This window comes from Saccharolobus shibatae B12 (assembly GCF_019175345.1).
GTDB lineage: Archaea > Thermoproteota > Thermoprotei_A > Sulfolobales > Sulfolobaceae > Saccharolobus > Saccharolobus shibatae.
Genome location: NZ_CP077717.1, coordinates 1,429,393 through 1,448,090 on the forward strand (window position 1 = coordinate 1,429,393; position 18,698 = coordinate 1,448,090).

Genomic DNA, 18,698 nt, shown 5'->3' on the forward strand with positions numbered 1-18,698 from the left:
AGAAACTTACATTTCTGATAAGGATAGAAGATTAAATTATACATAATCTCTTAGCAACTTATCAATCTTGGATAAATTGCCGTTTTCTGATAAACTATCATCGTCTAACGGGTCTATAATTGCCATATATAAGAGATGATTATTATACCAGAAGTCCAGTATACCATGTCTCTTTTTAACGGTTTCGTCTAATTTTCTTGTTGCACTATCCTCACTATCAAAATTAATTCCCTGATCCTCCAACCCTGGGTAAACCAATACTGATACTAATGGGTCGTACTCGTAAGTGTATGCCATAATCTTAAATCTACCTGTTGTAATATAACTTATCCTTGATGAATATTTGCATTCGAAGATTATCGGCCTATTCTGAAGAATTGAGATGTCTGGCCTTCCCTTGTACCTCTCTATATCGTTCTCTTCGTCAACTCTTTTAAGGGAAGATTGTTGAAGAGGAGCATTAAATATTAGTCTTAACCTCTTTTCACCTCTTACTGCAATATATTCGTCACCTTTTTTCTCTATCCTATAACCTTTTGACTCTAAATATTTAGCGACGAGATAGAATGTATACAACTCGTATAGCTTCCACATGACGAATTTTATCAATTCTTTTTCATTCACTTTCTTCTCAGGGGATTTAGTTCCTACTCTAATCTCTTCTAATCTTCTTGCGAGAAAATAGGCCTTATAAGTTCTCAATAGCCAATCTGGATCAGTATAAGTTGGATCTCTGTAAAAGCCATTAGGAAATTCTTCTTTGAGTTTTTCTAGTCTTAAGAAGACCTTTTCGAAATTCTTTAAGAAATCAAAGAAGGCAAGTTGAGGAGAACTAATTGGAATTTTATCTCTTTTTTCTCTAATTATTAAGTAGATCTTCCTTAATAGATAACCTAATATTGCGTATTCTGGAGCATTAAGACCTTCTTTAAAAGTGTGAAATGATACCAAACCCATGTGATATACCGGGATAGTAGTATCAACATTTAGTGTGCCGTAGAGTTCTTCAGAGTAGTCTATCACAAATTCCTTATATGTTAGTCTACTCTCCTTTGCCCTTTCTGCAGCCTTAACAACGCTTCTAGTTATAATATACATTATATAATAGTAAATATATGCTAGCGTATAATCGTCTATGGATATTTCTTTAGTTCCTTCGAACGTTAGAAGTAATTTCTCGATATCTAGTATCCCTTTATATTGCAAATAATATTTACCAATCTTTTTTAGTAGCGCTCTATCTCTTCTATTCATATAATTCAATGCATATTGAGTAATATTTAACTTCAATATTTCTTTAACGAACTATCAAAGCTTCTTTAGCTAAGGGCGATTCAGGTTTCCATTGAGAATTGAAATATCCTGGTATGAATTAGGATAATTCTATGGAGAAATTATTGTATAAATTTCTAATAAAATGAGAAAAATAAGGTACACTGTAATATTATAATTATGAGAAAACAAGCCAATAGGTTGTAGTAGATCGCTATGGCTCGGGCGATTTGTAGTATCCTCCAGGGAGAGTGAAATGCACCGAATCTCCTCCCCTCCAAGAGGGAGTTGAAGGACTTGATCAAGTTGTTGGATTTGAGCCACTTCCAGAGCTTCTTGCTGGCTTTGAGGTAGCTCAGGAGGGTCGGGCATGACTCGGGTTTGATCTCTCCATTTTCAGCTGAGGAGATGATCGCGTCTAGGGCCTCCCTTTCTTCCTTGGTCTTGCGTCGTTTGAGGTGAACCAGACAGCCCTGCCTCGCCACATGAAGTTCGGCGAGGGAAATCACCTTGTCTAAGGCCTTAGTTCCATCAGCTACTATAAGAATGAAGCTATGCTTCTTCCAGACCTCAACCAAGAGCCTCCAATAAGCCATGGCGTCCTCCTCTACGCTTAAGATTATGTCCAGAACGGCCCTCTTGCCTTCCTCTGTCACGCCAATCGCCGAGAGAAGGACTCCCCTTCCCCCTTTGAGCTTCACGTACTTCCCGTCCACTATTATATACTTGAACTCACCGCTCGCTTCGATCTGAGGCATCCAGAGCTTGGCGTTCAACTTACCTCCCTTAACCGAATAGACTAACATCAGAGCCGCGAAGACCTTTCTCTCCTCCTTAAGCAAGGTCTCTTCAACCTTGGTCTTTACCCTTCCCTTATCCCCGTAAACGGTAGACCCAAAATCATTTTACAAAAATAATTCCGGTAAGGTACTATTAATTTTATAGAAAATAAATGGAATTTATAACTATATTAGGAGTTCAACAAATTGAAGAAAAGCTTAAGGTGAGGAAGACGGTATTATCACGAGGTGAACCAAGGTGATAACACCTTGTCTTCCCCACCAAAATAACATTCAACAAATAGGATATAAATTACTTTCCATGTTAGACTTCCAAGGGAAAAAGGCAGAGAACGTAGAAAAAACGCTAGTCTCCGCGTGTTTATGGAACGACTCCATAGAAAACAAGTCAAGCGCATACAACGTATCACCACAAACCGTGAGGAACTACGCGGAGGAGCAAGGTGTAGAAGTAGTTGAGAAACTCTTGGAACAAGTGAGGAAAATATCCTTGGATACGCTGAAGGGAGAAAAGGAAATAGACATTTCAATAGACTGGACCACCAAAACCTGGTATGGGAAACCGGTGGAAGGACTCGGAAGCTCGGAAAAGGGAAACTCATGGAACTACGCAACAGCAACGACTAAACATGATGGGAAAGTACTCCTACTGGCTTTCGTCACACATGTGAACGGGATGACTAAGGATGATATCGTGAAGGTCCTCGTGGAGCAAGTTGTTGCAATGGGATTCAAGATAAGGTTAATAGTTCTTGATGCGGGTTTCTACACAGTTGATGTGCTCAACTTCATTTCGCAGTTCAATTATATAATTGGTGTCCCCGTTGGGGACGTGAAGGTCTATGAGGAGTTTGATGGGGAGTACATGACAAATAGTAAGAGGCATAAGAAGGACGAGCAGGTTAAGTTCAGGCTTCTGGTCTATAGTAGGGAGAAAATCAAGAGGAAAAAGGAGAAGGTTGTTTACTTCGCTAGGGCGACTAATCTTAACCTACCTAAGGTGTTGAAGTTGTATAATAAGGTAAGGAGTCCCATAGAGACCTCTTACAGGAACATCAAGGCTTTCCTTCCCTTCACCAGTTCCACTAAGTTCGTCTTCCGCATGTTGATCTTCGTATTGGCCATGGTTTTTACTCCTTGTACACCGTATTTAAGAGTGTGGTGGGAAGGGAAGAGTTCAGATCACTACTTGTCCTCTTGTTCCCTGAAGATTTACTAAATTTGGAAAATTCTCTAGTTAATTTGTTAAAAACACTTATTAATACTATAGATTTATTTTTAAGGAGGTGATTTTGGGTCTACCGTTCAAGGAGAGAGGAATAAGAGTACTACAAGTAAGCCCAAACGTGTTATCGAGAGAAAAGGAGTTTAGGGGAAAGAAAACAGATTTTTATGACGAAAAATTAGAAAACATGGTAGACAAGGCTAAGGAGTACGATTATAACCCATTGAGGGAAATAGTGACACTCTACTTATTCTTCAAGGACATGGAAGTAAAATACGAGAACAGGCTAAAGAGGGCACTATTTCTAATAAGCGACGACGACAAGGTAAACAAGGAGAGGCTAGAAAGGCTAGCAAAAGGAGACTTCAAACAGGAAAAACTCTACCAACTCGAATACACGCCCATAGTGCTAGAAGAAGTGAAAGTCCTTGCAAATGCACTCCTAGAGACTCAAGAAAAGTTGAAAGAAGTCAAGAAAATGATAGAGGAGCAGGTACCCGAAGACCACGTACTACTTACAATACCCGGGATAGGAAAACTAGCAGGGATAATCATTGGCGTTGTTGGGGATATTAAACGCTTCCCAGAGCCTGAGTCCTTCGTTTACTGTGGCCTAGACCCTGTGGTAGAGAGGAGCGGGAAGGCTGTTATAAGTAAGGGGATTTCTAAGAGGGGTAACAAGTACTTGCACAGCTTATTCTACTTCCTGGCACAGATGAAGTATTCAAAGAACCCGACATTGTTGAAGTTTTACGAGTCCCACAAGGACAAACTTCACGGTAAGAAATTGTACACTGCTTTGGCGAGAAAGCTTGCTAAGGTAGTGTGGAGCGTTTAGTATAATAATAAGCCTTATGAGCCTAAGTGACCCTCCCCTAAACGCCACGTGAGTTGAAAGGACTCACGTGGCAACCTTAGTTAACACTATGCTTGGAATTTGACCGAAAGATTTATTACTGAACGCCCTTAGTGCCTGTGGAGCTTCACCCTCTACCAGTACTCTCGTACTGGCAAGGTGGAGCTATGAAGTAGGAAGCTTCCTCCTTCAGGAGAGAGTAGCTCACATCTCTTACGGTAACAAGTCTTCATATCTAGAGATGAGTATATAGAGCCTTATTTACTGCACTATATCAGTTTTTTTGCAAGAAATTCTAACCGATTTTTACTTTTTTTAACAATTAGGGAGCAAACTTTTTATCAATAATGATAATCTTATATTATGTCTAAGCTTCTTTCATCTGTTTCAGTCCTTATCCCGTTCTTGTTGTCGGCTTACGTCATGTATACCATATCTTTTGTAATAATACCATTAGCTCATCATCTGTCCACAAGTGTTCCGAATGTAGTTCTCGCAATAACATTATCGTGGATTGGTGGAGGGATAGGAGGGTTAGTTTTCGGTAGACTCTCTGATTTAATTGGAAGGAAAAAAGCCTTATTAATTTCATTCTTTCTTTTTTCCATTCCCGCCATATTGCTATATTTTGTTAATAACCTATTAGAACTTTACATATTATGGTTCATAATAGGTTTTGGCGTAAACGGTGAGAACGGAGTTAGTTACGTTATAGTGGCTGAGCTAAGATTAACTAATTTAAGGGGCTTTTTAGGTGGAATGATGCAAGGTTTTTATGCTTTAGGGGCTTTATTAGGGGCCATAACTGCAACCCTGATAGGTAGTAAATTTATGTTGATATTCTTAGTAGCAGGGATAATTTCTCTCTTGTCATTCATATTTTATCCCTTTATTCCAGAAGAAAAGATGAAATATGAGAATAAGAGCAAGCTAATAGATATATTCTCTCAAAAAATGGTAGGATTAACAATTATAAGTTCTGTAGCTTCATTGGCCTCTTTTCTATTTATTATCTCAGCTTTCGAACTACTTCCTACGATACTTCAGAACAACGAAATAGTAGCCATTGGTGATATAATCGCTACCTTATCCTTCTCCCTTTCCGGTTATGTTTCGGATATAAGAGGAAGGAGGTTCTCTGCCTTGATCTTCGGTATTTTAGCTCTAGTTTCTTCAGCTCTTTTCTTGCTTTCCAACATTTTAGCATTGATGATATACTTCTCCTCAGCGTTTTTCGCATTCTTCGGAGTTTGGTTAAGTGAGTTATATCCAGTACAAGTCAGAGGTACTGGGAGTAATTTCGCTTTACTGATAGGTAGGATAATAGGTGGAGGATTTGGTACTCTCATTGTAGCCTTATTACCGTTTCCATTAAAGGTCTCTTTGGGGATTGTATTAGTTATTGCGTCAATAATTAGTGTAGCTAGCATGAGTTTGCTTAGGCCAATAGCTAACTAAAAGATTTATATAAATTAACAAAATAGTTTACAGATGTTTGTATAAAGCTATAATTGTTAGAATGTAGTAGGAATTTCATATAGCTAACTGAAGATTATACCTTATCTTGAACGATCATAATAATTAACACAAAATAAACATCTTTTATTAGCTCTCTAGCTTTAATTCATAGTAATAAGATATTCTTGGTATATATACACTGTTTATCAAAAACTGTTGGAGACAGCAAATAACACGCTTTTATGGAGTGTACATCACGTCTTTAACAGACCTTAGTGATTTACCTAAACACTGTCGGAGATTTGATGTATTTTCAACTATTCTTAACCACTATTGGAATTTTGAGCATAGCTAAAAAAAGCGGGGCTGGTATAACGTCATCTCCTAACTCTTCCTTACTTATATATATAAATTTCTTAACCTTTCCTAAAACCTTCCTTCTTTCCCTTACCCTTCCATATTTTATTTCAACTCCCCAATATTCCCCGTTAACCTTTACAATTACATCTACTTCTTCATTACTTTTAACGTAATTTATATCATAAAACCTCGATAGATGAGATACTATTACAGCCTCAATTAACTTTGACTCGTCGGGCGGTTTAGTCATCGTCCAGTTCGAGAAGGCATGGTAAATGAACGGATCAATAAAGTAGAACTTTTTCTGCTTCCTAGGTATAGGCAATCCTGTATTTGCATCCATTGTTTCAATCACTTTCATAAAGTATAACTTTTCCATTAAGTTGACATAGCTTATTGCGGTCTTCACAGTTCCCACTCCATAATCTTTTGAAATGGTATGGAAACTGTATTCAGATGACGTCCTCTCGATAATTGCTCTGGCAGTAAGTTTGAAAAATCTCTCGCTTCTCCTTAACTTGTTAATATCGCTTATAATACCCGAAATAAAATCGTATTCTGTAGATTGGCTTACTTTTCCTTTAATTAAGAAATCCTTTACCGCATTAGGGAAACCTCCAGTAACTAAGTAGTATTCTAAAATCTCCTTCAATTTAGGAAGATAGCCAATGTATTTTGTATAGTTCTCAAGGATGAATTTTAAGTCCCCAGTAGGTAAATTAATCCCGAAGAGTTTAACGTATTCTGAGAACGGTAAAGGAAACATAACTAAAACTTCTCCTTTTCCCCTTCTCCCTGGGAATGTCTCTATTTCACCTTTCGCTTTCATCGAAAGAGAACCAGATAAAATTAAAACGTCATTACTGAATTTACCCACATCAATCCTATACTTTATGGACCTGAACCACTCCTTAGGAAATGTTATCTCATCAAGTATAATTACGGAACTTTTTATTCCCTCTTTTTTCCTAATCTTATCGTACTCCTCTAGAACTTCATCGAGTTCTTTATAATCGGCTAACTTATCACATGCGAAATAAAAGATGGATTTAGGGTTGTAACCCTTATCTAGTAGCCTTTTTATCAATAGAATTAATCCAGTTGTTTTTCCAACTTGTCTAGGTCCAAATAAGAAATTTAAGGAGTAAGGTTCAAGGGACACCGGAAGTGTAACATCCCACTTTACTTTTGACTCTTGATACTTTCTATAGTACTCATTCTCTCTAATTAATTCTGGTGAAATCCACCAAGGATTTTGTTCCTCAATCATGTGTAATGAAACTCCACAAGTATTTATAAACTTTGTTTACTCTTACTCCACAGATGCTTATAAATATAATTAAAACATTATTCTTAGTAGTAACGCCCCAGTTTTAAATCTTTGGAATAAATTGATATTGATGGAATAATATTTCGATACAATGTTATATTCAGTTCATAAAAACACTAAGATTTCTCTAAACACAATGGATCGTTTTATCTCTTTTAAACAGAAGAAGATTGGATGCTAAAGAGATAGTTTTGGTACAGTAACTAATACTAAGCATGAAATAGAGCCTATAAATATCTTATTGAATTTCGATTAAAAATTGATCTCATAAAATACTTATAAAGTATCATTATAAAAGTTTTTAGTAAAAAAGATTATAATTCTTTAAATACTTCGGCCAGGCTTATTTCTTGATGAGACGTTATTACAATACTATAATTTTCTTGTTCATTTATCCCCATCATTACGAATAGACTCCTATTGTTATAAGTTGCATTTATTGAATAGACTAAAACAGTAGCATTCTTAAAAACAACTTTCCCAGCTACAGTAAAGTTACCTATGGTTATATTAAAGTACTTCAAAAGTTTGGCCACATTGCTAAAGTTACCATTACCCTTCAATATTAGTTGGCTATTTGACGAGAGTAATTGAAAACTACCATAAGATGTATTGCCATAGGCTATTACGTTAATAGATGGTTGAGGTGCAAAGACTTTCTGTGAGGTGTAAAGGTACTTTAGGAGAAAGAGGGTAGCGTTAACACTTGCGTTATCCTTGACAATATAAAAGTAATGCCCATCAAATCCAAAAGCACTAGTGTTTTTATAATCGTAAAGTAAGGTGTTGTATTGACCGTATACGAAGCCATATTTCACTAACGTTTTGTTTATTATTGTGAAGGCAAATGATGACAAGGGACTAGAAGCCTTAAAATAGCCTATTGTTGCCAAGGTTTTATTGAACGATATGAAATTCATTGTACCATTACCAATTATTTGAGATGCTAGTGATAACGCCAGTGTTGCATTAGTATTATTAACATAATATGAGATGAAATTAGTTATGGGTGAAATATTATACATATGAATTTGACCTAATGTGGTATAGTGGAATGTATCGGTTGTAGAAGCACTCTCTTGAGTAGTTGAATTCGTGCTGGCGAAGACGATGATAAACGTAGAGATCACAACAATAATTGTTAAAATAATGGGTATTTTTGCATTCATACACTATAATCTTTTGGTTAACAAATAAACTTTTTGCAAACCCGCTATTATACACGCTTTTAAACAAGGATATAAATTATTATACAGTAAAATGATCATTGTAAGCAATATCGTTAAGAAATACGGCAATAAAATAGCATTGGATAACGCCTCCTTAGAGGTTAAGAAAGGGGAATTCGTCTCACTTATAGGCCCTAACGGTGCGGGGAAAACTACACTTATCCGAATCCTACTAACTCTGATGAAGCCAGATAAGGGGGAAGTGCAAATATTAGGAGAAAATCCCTTTAGAAACAAGAGAATCTTTAAGGAGATTGGTTACGTTCAAGAAATTCCCAACTATCCACCATTTCTTACTGGAAGGCAAGTGTTAGAACTTTCAGCTAAGATAAGAGGAGTAGATAAAAGTGAGGTGAAGAGAGTTTTAGAATTTGTTGAAATGGAGAACTACTCTAACAATCCCATAATTAAATACAGTAAGGGAATGGTTCAGAGAATAGCAATAGCCGAATCCTTACTTGGGAATCCATCTATTCTAATAATGGATGAGCCGAACATGGGAATCGACCCTATTTTTTCTTTGAAGACAAGAGAGCTATTAAATAAGTTGAAGAGAAAAGATAACGTATCGATTTTGATGACATCCCACGAATTAGAGGATGTAAAGAAGTTATCTGATAGAATATTCATGATATATAAGGGGAAAATAGTTTTTACCGGTACTGTTGAGGACATGGTTAAGAAGTTTTTAGGTATACAAGTAATAATTGAGACGGATGAAATAGAAAAAACTGAGGGAGTACTAAAGGGGATAGAGTACGTTAAAGGGGTATTCGATGAGGGGAATAGGTTAATAGTTAAACTTGACGAGGATAGAAGGGAGGAACTGTTAAGGGATTTGATTACTAATGGCGTTAAGGTAAAGGGTTTCTATATTGACCTAAACCTGGAAGAGGCTTACATGAGGGCGTTAGGGAATGTTTGAGATAATGCTTTACGAATGGAGGAGGGCAATAGCTAGGAAGAAGGTTATAGTACTATCCATAATAACGTTCGTATTTGAGCTCGGTATTTATTTAGCAATATACTTAGCGCCTTCACAGTCATTGAAGACCTTAATAATTCCCCTCTCACCCTATTTATGGGCTCTTGGAGTGCTATTACCACAAGTGCTTCTAATACACTTCTTGGCTATATCAATAGCTTCTGGGTCCATGGCGGAGGAATACGAACAAGGGACTGTAGATTATTTCATATCAAAACCAATAACGAGGTTGAGGTTCGTTATGGAAAAGTGGCTTGGTTCATTCTCCTTACTTTTAATTATTTACCTCTTCATGGTAGTGCTTGCCTTAATCCTTTCATCTCTTCTCTTTGGAGTGCAAAGTGAGCTAACAATGTTACCAGAGCTCTTCTTCTCAGTTATGTTTTCAACACTGGTTTTCCTAAACATTGCCTTCGCAATAGGTGAGATACTGAGGAGGAGCAATTTATCCTTTACAATTAGTGGATTCGTATTAATAGCATCAATAATAGTCTCTGACGTACTTGTCTTCGTGTCCGTATTAACGCAAAATACTAGCTATGAGAGAATTTCTGAGTACTTACCAACCTGGGGTTCAACTGAATTACCGTTTATGCTCCTTCAAAACTCTCCGTTCTCGACAATAGCTAGGGGATTGAACATTTTACCTTCCATAAGCAATAACGTGGGGTTAGCAATTGTTTCAATTGCTGTGTACTCAATTGTTCCCTTGGTTTTATCTATAATAAACTTCCTAGGTAGAGATATACCGAAGAAGGTAAGTTAGTGAGGTATTTTTCCCATATTGTCAACCATGTTCTTGAGATTCTTACGTTTAGTAATGTTTGCACTTGAGTACGTAGCTATATCAACTACCCATTTCTCATCTTTCTTGGCAAAATCCAACGATATAGATTTTATACCACTTTGGAAGTTCCTATTAACTTAAATTTATAGGTATATATGGAGGATTAAAATATGAAGTGCCAAATACCTTACATTGAGTTACCTAATAATTTCCCCAAATCTGATGTGGATGTTTATAGGGTGTTGGAAGAAGATGGTAAATATTATATTAGACTTGAGCTTGATGGTAAACCAATTTATTTTACCTTCAGTGCCAATGAAATAGTTTTGCACTCCAAGGAATTATACGAAATGGTCTCAAGGGAGGAGATTGATGATTGTTCCCCGTTGGGAATTTTAGACGAAATCTTCTATATTATGTTATACCAATTGGGTACTAAGAGAACTCAACTCTTCTTAGAATTCGATAACCTTTTCGATCTCATAACGTCTGGGAAGTTGAAGGACTCAAAACGTATAATACTGTTAAGGAGGAGGATATTAACGAATTATTCCGATTCAACGGTAATATACTACGTTAGTAGAAGGTTAAGCAAATTCCTCACAAGTGAGACCGTGGAGGACGTTAAGTTCAATTACGAAAGGGCTGAATTGCTAGTCACTAGATCTGGTGATCTATACAACATCTATCTCACGGAAGTCCAAAACGATTTAAATGAGATAATCAAGAAGCTTACATCGATATCCTTTATATTTATGCCCATAACTGCAGTTGCAAGCATTTACGCAGTTGACTTCACAAACGTTTATAATACACTCATAAACTGGCAGAGCTTGATCTTTTTATCTCCCGTTTTAATATTAACAGTTCTTCTGGTAATTTATTTGAGGAGGATAAAATGGTTGTGAAAATTTCTAAAGGTCTATGTTGATAACAGCCACTTCCATAATGGTATAGCCTTAATTCCGTTTGTCCCTACACTTTCATTTCAATCATTTTATCTTCAATCATGATTGAGTGTAGGGACTTAGCCCTCAACCACCTACCCAGCTTCACGGTAGGTGGGTCATGGGACTCCTTAGAGCCCAACGGCACGGGGCTCACATCTCCAGCCTTCTTCAGTAGATTATACAGTGCAACAATGTCCCTATGCCACTTCTCTTTGCCCACCTCACAAACACCAACCCTTGGGGCAGTGCCCCCATCGGGTTGGTAAACAATCCTTGACCCGTGGACTGGGCAAGTTGAAGAAGTATAAGAAGGGTTGACCAAAATTACTGGGACACCAAACTCCCCAACCTTCTCCATAACGGCATTCTTCATAGAAGAAAACGCTGAACGATAAATCCTCAACCTAAGTTGGGAATCCTTAATACCCTTGACCATGTGCTCTGGGGTATTTCTGGGCAAGTCCTCCAAAACTATGGCACTCCTACTCTCAAACGCCTCAGTAACGACTAGCTTAGCCAACTTCCTCCTCGTCTCCCTATCCTTAGTAGACCTCCCAGTAGTAATTTTCCTCCTCTTGTACTCATAGCCCAAGGTAGTCTTCTTTGTCCCAGTCTCCAACAAAACTGGCTTACCATGAACCAGCGTTGACACTGAGTCCTCGTTTAAGTCCACTGGAATAAAACCTTGTGGAGTGTATGGTTTAGGCTCATCCTTCTTAAAGACGACGTAGAGTTCTACTACATTACCCTTCAAGAGCTTAAACCTAGCCTCATTGGCAATCCTCTTTAAATAAAAACTTAGTCAGCACCTCAGTGTTAACTCGAGAAAGTTTGCAAACTATGGTTAAAATGTCCACTTTTAACTTAAAAACTATCACAAAAAGATATTAATTAAGAGGAAAAGTGTCTATGCAAATACCCTTTTAAAAGCTTAAAATGTTTGTATTACATATCTATAAATGTGAAAATAAGAAAGCTCAACAAGGACAACAATTACAACGAATTCCTAATGGACCCCATCTATTCAAGGCTCATAGAAAACGCGGAAAAACTCAAGGATAGGATATTTCACTTGAGCAAGATTGTTAACTTACAAGCCTATATGGAGGGTTTCACTTTCTACACTTCTTCGCATTACAGAAGTACGCCTATTGACGTTATACCCAGAGTAATTACTTCTGAACTCTTCTTCAAAATTTCTAATTATCTAATAGCCAGAAGCTACGTTCTTAACAAGTTCATAAGGGAAATATACCAAGAGGGTTCAAATCCAATTCCCGACTGGATAGTGAAAACAACTCCATACTTTAGGCCAGAAATGATCGGATTCTCGCCACCAAAGGACATATACATTCACGTCTACGGTGCAGACATAGTTAGGGTTAATGGCGTACCGTTTATTTTAGAGGACAACCTAAGAATTCCTTCTGGAATATCTTACTCATATAAGGCATTTGAATACGTTGATAGGTTTATACCAGAGTTAAAAGAAGGTTATGATAACAGAATAGTTCAAATAAACGGGTTAAACTACTTATACGACATTTTGCGTTACGTGAGCGGTAACAAGGATCCCGTCATTGTCATCTTAACTGACGGTAACTACAATTCAGCCTATTTCGAACACAAGTTCATTTCCGATAAGCTAGGAATAATATTAGCTGAACCTAGCGATATTCACATTAAGGATAAGGAAGTAGTAGTGAAGACAGTAGATGAGGGGGAAGTCCACGTGGATGTAATTTACAGGAGGATTGAGGACATGGATTACTTAACTCCAGGTTTGATAAAGGCCTATTTAAGGGGTTGGGTAACATTGGCAAATTCCCCGGGAACTGGGATAGCTGACGATAAGGCAACGTTTGTTTGGGTACCTTATTTGGCTGAGAGATATGGTATTAGATTGGATTACGTTAAACAACCATTGACGATTTGCCTATACGAAAAGGAAAATCTAGAGAAAGTTATTACCCAGCCTACAAAATATGTTATAAAGAAGAGAGAAGGGTATGGTGGTATTGGCTTGGCAATAGTTAAGGATGATAACGTAAATGTTTTGAAAGAAATTTATAAGGAGTATGAAAACTTTATAGCGCAAGAAGTTCTCGACTTCGATACTGTTGTCTCAGTAGTTAACGATTCACTTTACGAGACTTACGCTGACATGAGAATATTCACGTATTATGATAAGGTAGCCAGTGCAGTTTTAAGTAGGGTCGGAATAGTAGGAAGTAGGGTAACCAATAACTCCTCTGGAGGAATGGTGAAGCCTCTATGGATTATAGAGTAGAATACTCAAGTATTTACGAATACGAGGCAGATGTCATATCAAACGAAAATACGCTTAAGATTGTCCCGTATAATGGAGATAACCAATTGCTATTATCACATGAGGTTGGAACTATACCTAATGGTTACAAAACCTCCTATGTGGACATCTTCGGAAACATGGTGTATAAGGTAAAGGTTCAAGAGGTACATAAGAGATTGGAAATATACTCCAAAAGTTTGGTAAGAGTTGATAAAAGAGTGATAAAGACCGACTACGAGTTCCCATATGATTACGGCTTCAACGAGTTTCTCCTACCAACTAGGTTAATAGACCCAGAACCGTTCCAAAAAGTAGCTAAGGAGTTGACGAAGGGTTTAAGGACACTTGGAGAAGTCATTGAGGCTGTAGTTAATTTCGTGAGAAAGAAAATAGCGTATAAACCCAGAGTTACTAACATTAACACCACAGCATATGAGGCGTTTAGTTTAGGTTATGGAGTTTGTCAAGATTACACCCACGTTACTTTGGGATTACTCAGAGCATTAAGTATTCCAGCCAGATATGTCATGGGGGTAGTTAACGATAACCCTAGGGCTACTCACGCATGGGTTGAAGTACTAACCCCAGATGGCACTTACCTAGACGTTGATCCAACAAGAGGTAGATTCTACAATCTGGGTTACATAAAGTTCGCAGTTGGCAGGGACTTCAATGACGTCAGTCCAGTGATAGGGTTTTTCGTCAGTTCTGGGAGGGGTTGGCTTAAGGAAGTAAGGATAAGGGTGGAGGGAAATGCTTCCTAAAAGTATCGCGTATAAGATTTACTGGGCTGGAAGGTATTTGGAGAGGATAGAAAGCGTATGTAGAATGTCCTTGCTAGCAATAAACAATGGGTTAAGCATAAACACTATAGCCAAGGAGCTTGGGTTAAATAATGAGAGTGAATTGATTAACTACATTAAGACATCATTTCAGTATTTTAGGGAAGATGTTAGGAGTTTCGCAGATGAGAAAGTTATTGTTCAAGTGAATAGTCTTGAGTTCCTAATAGACTCTAATAGGTCTGACTTGCAAAGTTACTTTACGCAATTACTTAATGGCGTATATAGTGTTGGAAGTAGTCTTGAGAAGTTCTTCGTGGAAGTTAGGAGTGAGATGAGGATAAGAGCACAACAAGAAAATCAACCGGAATAAGGGGCAGTAGGGAAAAAGAAGATAGTTTAGATCTTATTCTTGGACTTTCGCATAATATTTCTCAAGTTAGATGTTTTCTCGTAGTTAACTTTGTTGTTTTCAATTACTACACCATAAACTTTTTGTGCTATCTCAGATGTAATATATTCATTTCTTACGTCTTGTAGAACTAGTTCTGGGTCTCTATCTAAAGGATCTCCCCAACCTCCTCCTCCAGCACTACGTAGACTTACCTTATCTCCATACTCTAATTTTATCGCTGCTACCTTTCTGATAACTCTGGGTTTTTCTCCTTTCTTATAAATTATTGCATAGTTTGGAGGACCATTAAATCCTCCATTAATTCCCCAAGGTGGAAATTTAGATCTTCCTATTGAGACTGTAAAGTATGCTTCTTTAGACAACACTACATAATCCTTAATAATTCCCAAGCCTCCTCTGTATTTTCCGTGACCCGGACCGTCTTCTGTATTTAGACTTTCTCTTTCAACTAAAATGGGCATTTTTCTTTCATAAACTTCTGCAGAGGCTATATATGTTTCTCCATCACCGCTAGCTACTAGTGCGCTTTCCCCATCTTGATCATTACATCCTCCCCAACCACCTGGTTGAGGTTCCACGATTGCAAAGGGTTCACCAGTTTTTTCATCGTATCCTCCTAATATTGTAGCTAATATTGATAAAAAGTGTCCAGCGGATAATTTATCCGGTACGTAGGGAGCTAATGCTTTCCATACTAAATCTGTTGCGTATGACATCGACTCCCAGTATGTTGACGTTGGAGCTGGTTTTCTGGGATTGAATATGCTTCCCTCAGGTGCTATCACTTTTAGAGGTGAGAAAAATCCTGCATTAGGCAAAGCACGGGGATCCGTTATAGCCATGTATGTCTCTCTGACTGCAGAAACAGTCGCTGGTAAAGGTGAATTTATAGGCCCATTAACTTGATTAGAACTTCCAGTGAAGTCAACAATGAATTCATCATCAGTTATGGTCACCTTTACCTTGACATAAACAGGGTTGTCCGAAATTCCATCATCATCAATGTAATCTTCCGCTTCAAATTTACCTTTAGGTAATTTGGCTAGTTTTAACTTGCTTAATTTAACCCCATCTTCTATAAGCTTATCCATAGCCTCAAGTACGTTATCTAAACCATATTTTTCAATAAGCGTATTTATTCTTCTTGCTGCAATCTTCATGGAAGCAATCTGAGCTTCCATGTCCCCTAATGTAGCATTAGGCATTCTAGAATTGGCAGATATTATATCAACTACATCTCTATTGGGTTTTCCTCCAATGTATAATTTAATGTTTGGTAGTTGAAGTCCCTCTTGGAATATCTCCGTGGCATCTGAACTCCAACTGCCAAAATGCATTCCCCCAATTTCACTCCAATGTCCTTTATTTACTATGAATCCGACTAACGTATCCTTCGCAAACATAGGCATAATTAATGCAACATCATTGAGATGCGTACCGCCTGAATATGGAATATTAGTAGCTATTACATCCCCTGGATTTATATCGCTTTTCCATTTTTCTAGCACCTCTCTTATCGTAAAGTCTAAAACCCCGGAAAACCCCGGAACTCCTGGAGCTTGTGCTACCAGGCCTCTCCCCTTAGCATCAGTTATTCCAACAGCGTAATCTAGCACCTCATATATAACTGGACTTTTAGCAGTTCTTCCGAAGGCGTAGAACATCTCCTCAGACGCCACTACAAGACCATTTTTTATAATTTCTAATGTAAATGGATCTACCATGGTCAATCCCTCTCAATAATCAGATTTCCATAACTATCTAGCATTCCCATTTGTCCCTCTAGTATTAACGATGTAGAAGTTGGATCTTCTATGATTGCTGGACCATCTATTTGATAATTAGTGGGCAAAAATTCTTTATTATACACGTTCCACTCCTCGTATTTCCCTTCATAGAATACCTTTCTTTTTCCGACTAATGCTTTGCTAACATCTGAATTATTCCTTTCTATCTTCATTAATGGAATAGTCTCAGCCTTAACTACACCACTCACGTGGAAGTTTACTATTTCAATTGGACTATCTAAAGTAAATGCGTAAGCGATTTCATGAGCCTCATGAAACCTTCTTTTTATCTCCTCAATTTCGCCAGTTCCAATCTTTCCCGGCATTATATTCACTTTTACAGTGTGTTCTTGACCGTAATATCTCATTTCGGCGTATCTTAGCATTACGATATCCTCCTCTTCGAATCCTTCCGATATTAATATAGATCTTATTTTGCTTTCTAATTCATTAAATTTTTCATTTATCAGATCTATACTATTCTCCTTGTCAATCCTCAAAGGATAAGACAAGACAAGATCGTGTCTGATATCTGAAACAAGCATACCCCATGCAGAGAACACTCCTGCAGGGAGAAATGGCACTACTATCTTCTTTATATCTAATTCTTCTGCAACAAATGGAGCGAACATTGGACCAGAGCCACCGTATGCTACTAACGTAAATTCCCTTGGATCGTATCCTCTTTGAACAGATATTAATCTCACTGCATTTACTGCATTATCATTAGCAATTTTAACTATACCGTAGGAAACTTCTTCGATAGACATGTTGTAATATTTCGCAATATTTGAAATAGCTTCCTCGGCAAGTCTTTTATTAACCTTTATTTTCCCACCAAGTAGTTCCTCTTGATTTAGAAATCCGCAGACTATGTAAGCATCAGTCACGGTAACATCTTTACCTCCTTTTCCATAAGCCACTGGTCCCGGATAAGCACCAGCGGCTCTAGGTCCTACTTTTAAATTGTTTGCTTCATCAATCCAAGCAATGCTTGTTCCACCATTACCTATTTCAACTATATCCAATGTTGGAACTTTTACTGGATATCCTGGGTTGTACTTATCTCTTCCAATATAGTAATCAGTGTTTATATTAGGTTCTAGGTTTCTCACTAAACTTGCTTTGGTTGTAGTGCTTCCACCATCCATTGCTATAATATCTTTCTCTCCTAATGCGTCACTTATCTTAATAGCTCCTATAACACCTGCAACTGGACCAGATTCTAAAGTAAATATTGGAAATCTTTTAGCGTAATCAAATGTGGCCATACCTCCATTGGAAAGCATAGCAAAATAATTTCCTTTAAAACCTCTCCTTTTAAATTCGCTTTCCAACTTGCTCAAGTATCTATTCATTTTTGGCATAACGTATGCGTTAAGTACAGCGGTACTAGTTCTCTCGTATTCTCTCCACTCTCTAGTGACCTCATGAGATAACGTTACCATAATACTAGAATCAATTCTCTTAATAATCTCTCCTGCCTTAAGTTCATGTATAGGATTAACGTAAGAATTAATAAAACCTACAGCAATAGCTTCTACGTTTTCCTCTTTTAATTTTTTAATTGCCTCGACAACCTCATTTTCGTTTATAGACAGTAAGATATCGCCATCACTCTTTATCCTTTCAGTAACCTCTAGTCTTAAATATCTTGGAACAAAGGGAGTAGGTTTCTTATATCTGAAATTGTACATATCCCTTCTATTAGCCCTTTGGATCTCTAGGATATCTCTAAAGCCCTTAGTTGTGATCAGACCTACTTTTGCTCCTTTCCTTTCTACTATTGTATTAATGGCTAGTGTCTGACCATGAATTATAGTATTTACATAGCCTAAATTTATTTTAGATTGATCTATCGCCTCAAGTACGCCATTTGATGGATCATCTGGCGTAGTCTCTACCTTTACCCAGCCTATTTCTCCATTTTCTTCATTGTAGACCACTACGTCAGTAAAAGCACCTCCTATATCTATGCCCACTCTTATCATTGATTAAGTTGTATTATTTTGAAGATATTAAGCAGTCTAATAATCCTCTGTGTCAACTGAATATTTTAAAAAGACTAAACAACACATAATAACATCTTCTTAAATTACCATATATATTTATCATTAGACAATGATAGATCAGTCGAAAGAAAATTATAAA

General features: G+C 37.4%; 12 protein-coding genes and 4 pseudogenes. 9 read left to right on the forward strand and 7 right to left on the reverse strand.

Annotated features, from left to right (window positions below; translation table 11 throughout):
• Nucleotides 1-36 precede the first annotated feature (36 nt).
• Together J5U23_RS07820 and J5U23_RS07825 are read right to left on the reverse strand one after the other, a co-directional pair.
• Nucleotides 37-1,254: a hypothetical protein gene (locus tag J5U23_RS07820; RefSeq protein ID WP_218267460.1), complete on the reverse strand. Its 1,218-nt coding sequence runs from the start codon at nucleotides 1,252-1,254 to the stop codon at nucleotides 37-39.
• Nucleotides 1,255-1,409: 155 nt separating this feature from the next.
• Nucleotides 1,410-2,159: pseudogene (locus J5U23_RS07825) on the reverse strand (transposase); the annotation flags it as partial.
• Nucleotides 2,160-2,310: 151 nt separating this feature from the next.
• On the opposite strand from J5U23_RS07825, the pseudogene J5U23_RS07830 reads away from it, so the two are divergent.
• The 3 genes and pseudogenes from J5U23_RS07830 (at nucleotide 2,311) to J5U23_RS07840 (ending at nucleotide 5,611) form a co-directional block, all read left to right on the forward strand.
• Nucleotides 2,311-3,362 (forward strand): annotated as a pseudogene (locus tag J5U23_RS07830) (ISH3 family transposase).
• Nucleotides 3,363-3,376: 14 nt separating this feature from the next.
• Nucleotides 3,377-4,135: pseudogene (locus J5U23_RS07835) on the forward strand (transposase); the annotation flags it as partial.
• 381 nt (nucleotides 4,136-4,516) lie between these two features.
• Nucleotides 4,517-5,611 carry an MFS transporter gene (locus J5U23_RS07840; protein ID WP_218267461.1) on the forward strand — a complete coding sequence of 365 codons (1,095 nt, stop codon included), beginning with the start codon at nucleotides 4,517-4,519 and terminating at the stop codon, nucleotides 5,609-5,611.
• Between the two features lie 313 nt (nucleotides 5,612-5,924).
• Here J5U23_RS07840 and J5U23_RS07845 read toward each other — a convergent pair whose 3' ends face one another.
• Together J5U23_RS07845 and J5U23_RS07850 are read right to left on the reverse strand one after the other, a co-directional pair.
• Nucleotides 5,925-7,241: an ATP-binding protein gene (locus tag J5U23_RS07845; protein ID WP_218267462.1), complete on the reverse strand. Its 1,317-nt coding sequence runs from the start codon at nucleotides 7,239-7,241 to the stop codon at nucleotides 5,925-5,927.
• Nucleotides 7,242-7,615: 374 nt separating this feature from the next.
• A complete protein-coding gene (locus tag J5U23_RS07850; protein ID WP_218267463.1) occupies nucleotides 7,616-8,470 on the reverse strand; it encodes a hypothetical protein in 855 nt (284 codons plus the stop codon).
• A gap of 91 nt (nucleotides 8,471-8,561) precedes the next feature.
• Between J5U23_RS07850 and J5U23_RS07855 the strand changes: the two genes are divergently transcribed.
• From J5U23_RS07855 to J5U23_RS07865, 3 genes are all read left to right on the forward strand, one after another.
• Nucleotides 8,562-9,455, forward strand: coding sequence for an ABC transporter ATP-binding protein (locus tag J5U23_RS07855; RefSeq protein WP_218267464.1), 894 nt, complete (start codon nucleotides 8,562-8,564; stop codon nucleotides 9,453-9,455).
• On the forward strand, nucleotides 9,448-10,281 hold the full coding sequence (locus tag J5U23_RS07860; protein WP_218267465.1) for an ABC transporter permease: 834 nt from the start codon (nucleotides 9,448-9,450) through the stop codon (nucleotides 10,279-10,281). The genes J5U23_RS07855 and J5U23_RS07860 overlap by 8 nt, the downstream gene beginning before the upstream one ends.
• Nucleotides 10,282-10,472: 191 nt before the next feature.
• Nucleotides 10,473-11,210 carry a CorA family divalent cation transporter gene (locus J5U23_RS07865; protein WP_218265776.1) on the forward strand — a complete coding sequence of 246 codons (738 nt, stop codon included), beginning with the start codon at nucleotides 10,473-10,475 and terminating at the stop codon, nucleotides 11,208-11,210.
• 67 nt (nucleotides 11,211-11,277) lie between these two features.
• On the opposite strand, the pseudogene J5U23_RS07870 reads toward J5U23_RS07865, so the two are convergent.
• Nucleotides 11,278-12,036 (reverse strand): annotated as a pseudogene (locus J5U23_RS07870) (IS200/IS605 family accessory protein TnpB-related protein); the annotation flags it as partial.
• A gap of 177 nt (nucleotides 12,037-12,213) precedes the next feature.
• On the opposite strand from J5U23_RS07870, the gene J5U23_RS07875 reads away from it, so the two are divergent.
• The 3 genes from J5U23_RS07875 to J5U23_RS07885 are packed head-to-tail and all read left to right on the forward strand — an operon-like array spanning nucleotide 12,214 to nucleotide 14,718.
• Nucleotides 12,214-13,542: a circularly permuted type 2 ATP-grasp protein gene (locus J5U23_RS07875; RefSeq protein ID WP_244988745.1), complete on the forward strand. Its 1,329-nt coding sequence runs from the start codon at nucleotides 12,214-12,216 to the stop codon at nucleotides 13,540-13,542.
• A complete protein-coding gene (locus J5U23_RS07880; protein WP_218265778.1) occupies nucleotides 13,527-14,327 on the forward strand; it encodes a transglutaminase family protein in 801 nt (266 codons plus the stop codon). The genes J5U23_RS07875 and J5U23_RS07880 overlap by 16 nt, the downstream gene beginning before the upstream one ends.
• Nucleotides 14,317-14,718, forward strand: a complete 402-nt coding sequence (locus J5U23_RS07885; RefSeq protein WP_218265779.1) for an alpha-E domain-containing protein — start codon at nucleotides 14,317-14,319, stop codon at nucleotides 14,716-14,718. Before J5U23_RS07880 ends, J5U23_RS07885 begins: the two co-directional genes overlap by 11 nt.
• Before the next feature lie 26 nt (nucleotides 14,719-14,744).
• On the opposite strand, the gene J5U23_RS07890 is transcribed toward J5U23_RS07885, so the two are convergent.
• Together J5U23_RS07890 and J5U23_RS07895 are read right to left on the reverse strand one after the other, a co-directional pair.
• On the reverse strand, nucleotides 14,745-16,484 hold the full coding sequence (locus J5U23_RS07890) for a hydantoinase B/oxoprolinase family protein (protein WP_218265780.1): 1,740 nt from the start codon (nucleotides 16,482-16,484) through the stop codon (nucleotides 14,745-14,747).
• 2 nt (nucleotides 16,485-16,486) lie between these two features.
• Nucleotides 16,487-18,538 (reverse strand): hydantoinase/oxoprolinase family protein, encoded by a 2,052-nt coding sequence (locus J5U23_RS07895; protein WP_218265781.1) that lies wholly within the window; start codon nucleotides 18,536-18,538, stop codon nucleotides 16,487-16,489.
• Between the last annotated feature and the right edge of the window lie 160 nt (nucleotides 18,539-18,698).

Coding starts and splice junctions, on each gene's coding strand:
- J5U23_RS07885 (WP_218265779.1), top strand. CDS start 14,317: ATGCTTCCTAAAAGTATCGCGTATAAGATTTACTGGGCTGGAAGGTAT.
- J5U23_RS07880 (WP_218265778.1), top strand. CDS start 13,527: ATGGATTATAGAGTAGAATACTCAAGTATTTACGAATACGAGGCAGAT.
- J5U23_RS07890 (WP_218265780.1), bottom strand. CDS start 16,484: ATGGTAGATCCATTTACATTAGAAATTATAAAAAATGGTCTTGTAGTG.
- J5U23_RS07860 (WP_218267465.1), top strand. CDS start 9,448: ATGTTTGAGATAATGCTTTACGAATGGAGGAGGGCAATAGCTAGGAAG.
- J5U23_RS07820 (WP_218267460.1), bottom strand. CDS start 1,254: ATGAATAGAAGAGATAGAGCGCTACTAAAAAAGATTGGTAAATATTAT.
- J5U23_RS07850 (WP_218267463.1), bottom strand. CDS start 8,470: ATGAATGCAAAAATACCCATTATTTTAACAATTATTGTTGTGATCTCT.
- J5U23_RS07840 (WP_218267461.1), top strand. CDS start 4,517: ATGTCTAAGCTTCTTTCATCTGTTTCAGTCCTTATCCCGTTCTTGTTG.
- J5U23_RS07845 (WP_218267462.1), bottom strand. CDS start 7,241: ATGATTGAGGAACAAAATCCTTGGTGGATTTCACCAGAATTAATTAGA.
- J5U23_RS07855 (WP_218267464.1), top strand. CDS start 8,562: ATGATCATTGTAAGCAATATCGTTAAGAAATACGGCAATAAAATAGCA.
- J5U23_RS07865 (WP_218265776.1), top strand. CDS start 10,473: ATGAAGTGCCAAATACCTTACATTGAGTTACCTAATAATTTCCCCAAA.
- J5U23_RS07895 (WP_218265781.1), bottom strand. CDS start 18,538: ATGATAAGAGTGGGCATAGATATAGGAGGTGCTTTTACTGACGTAGTG.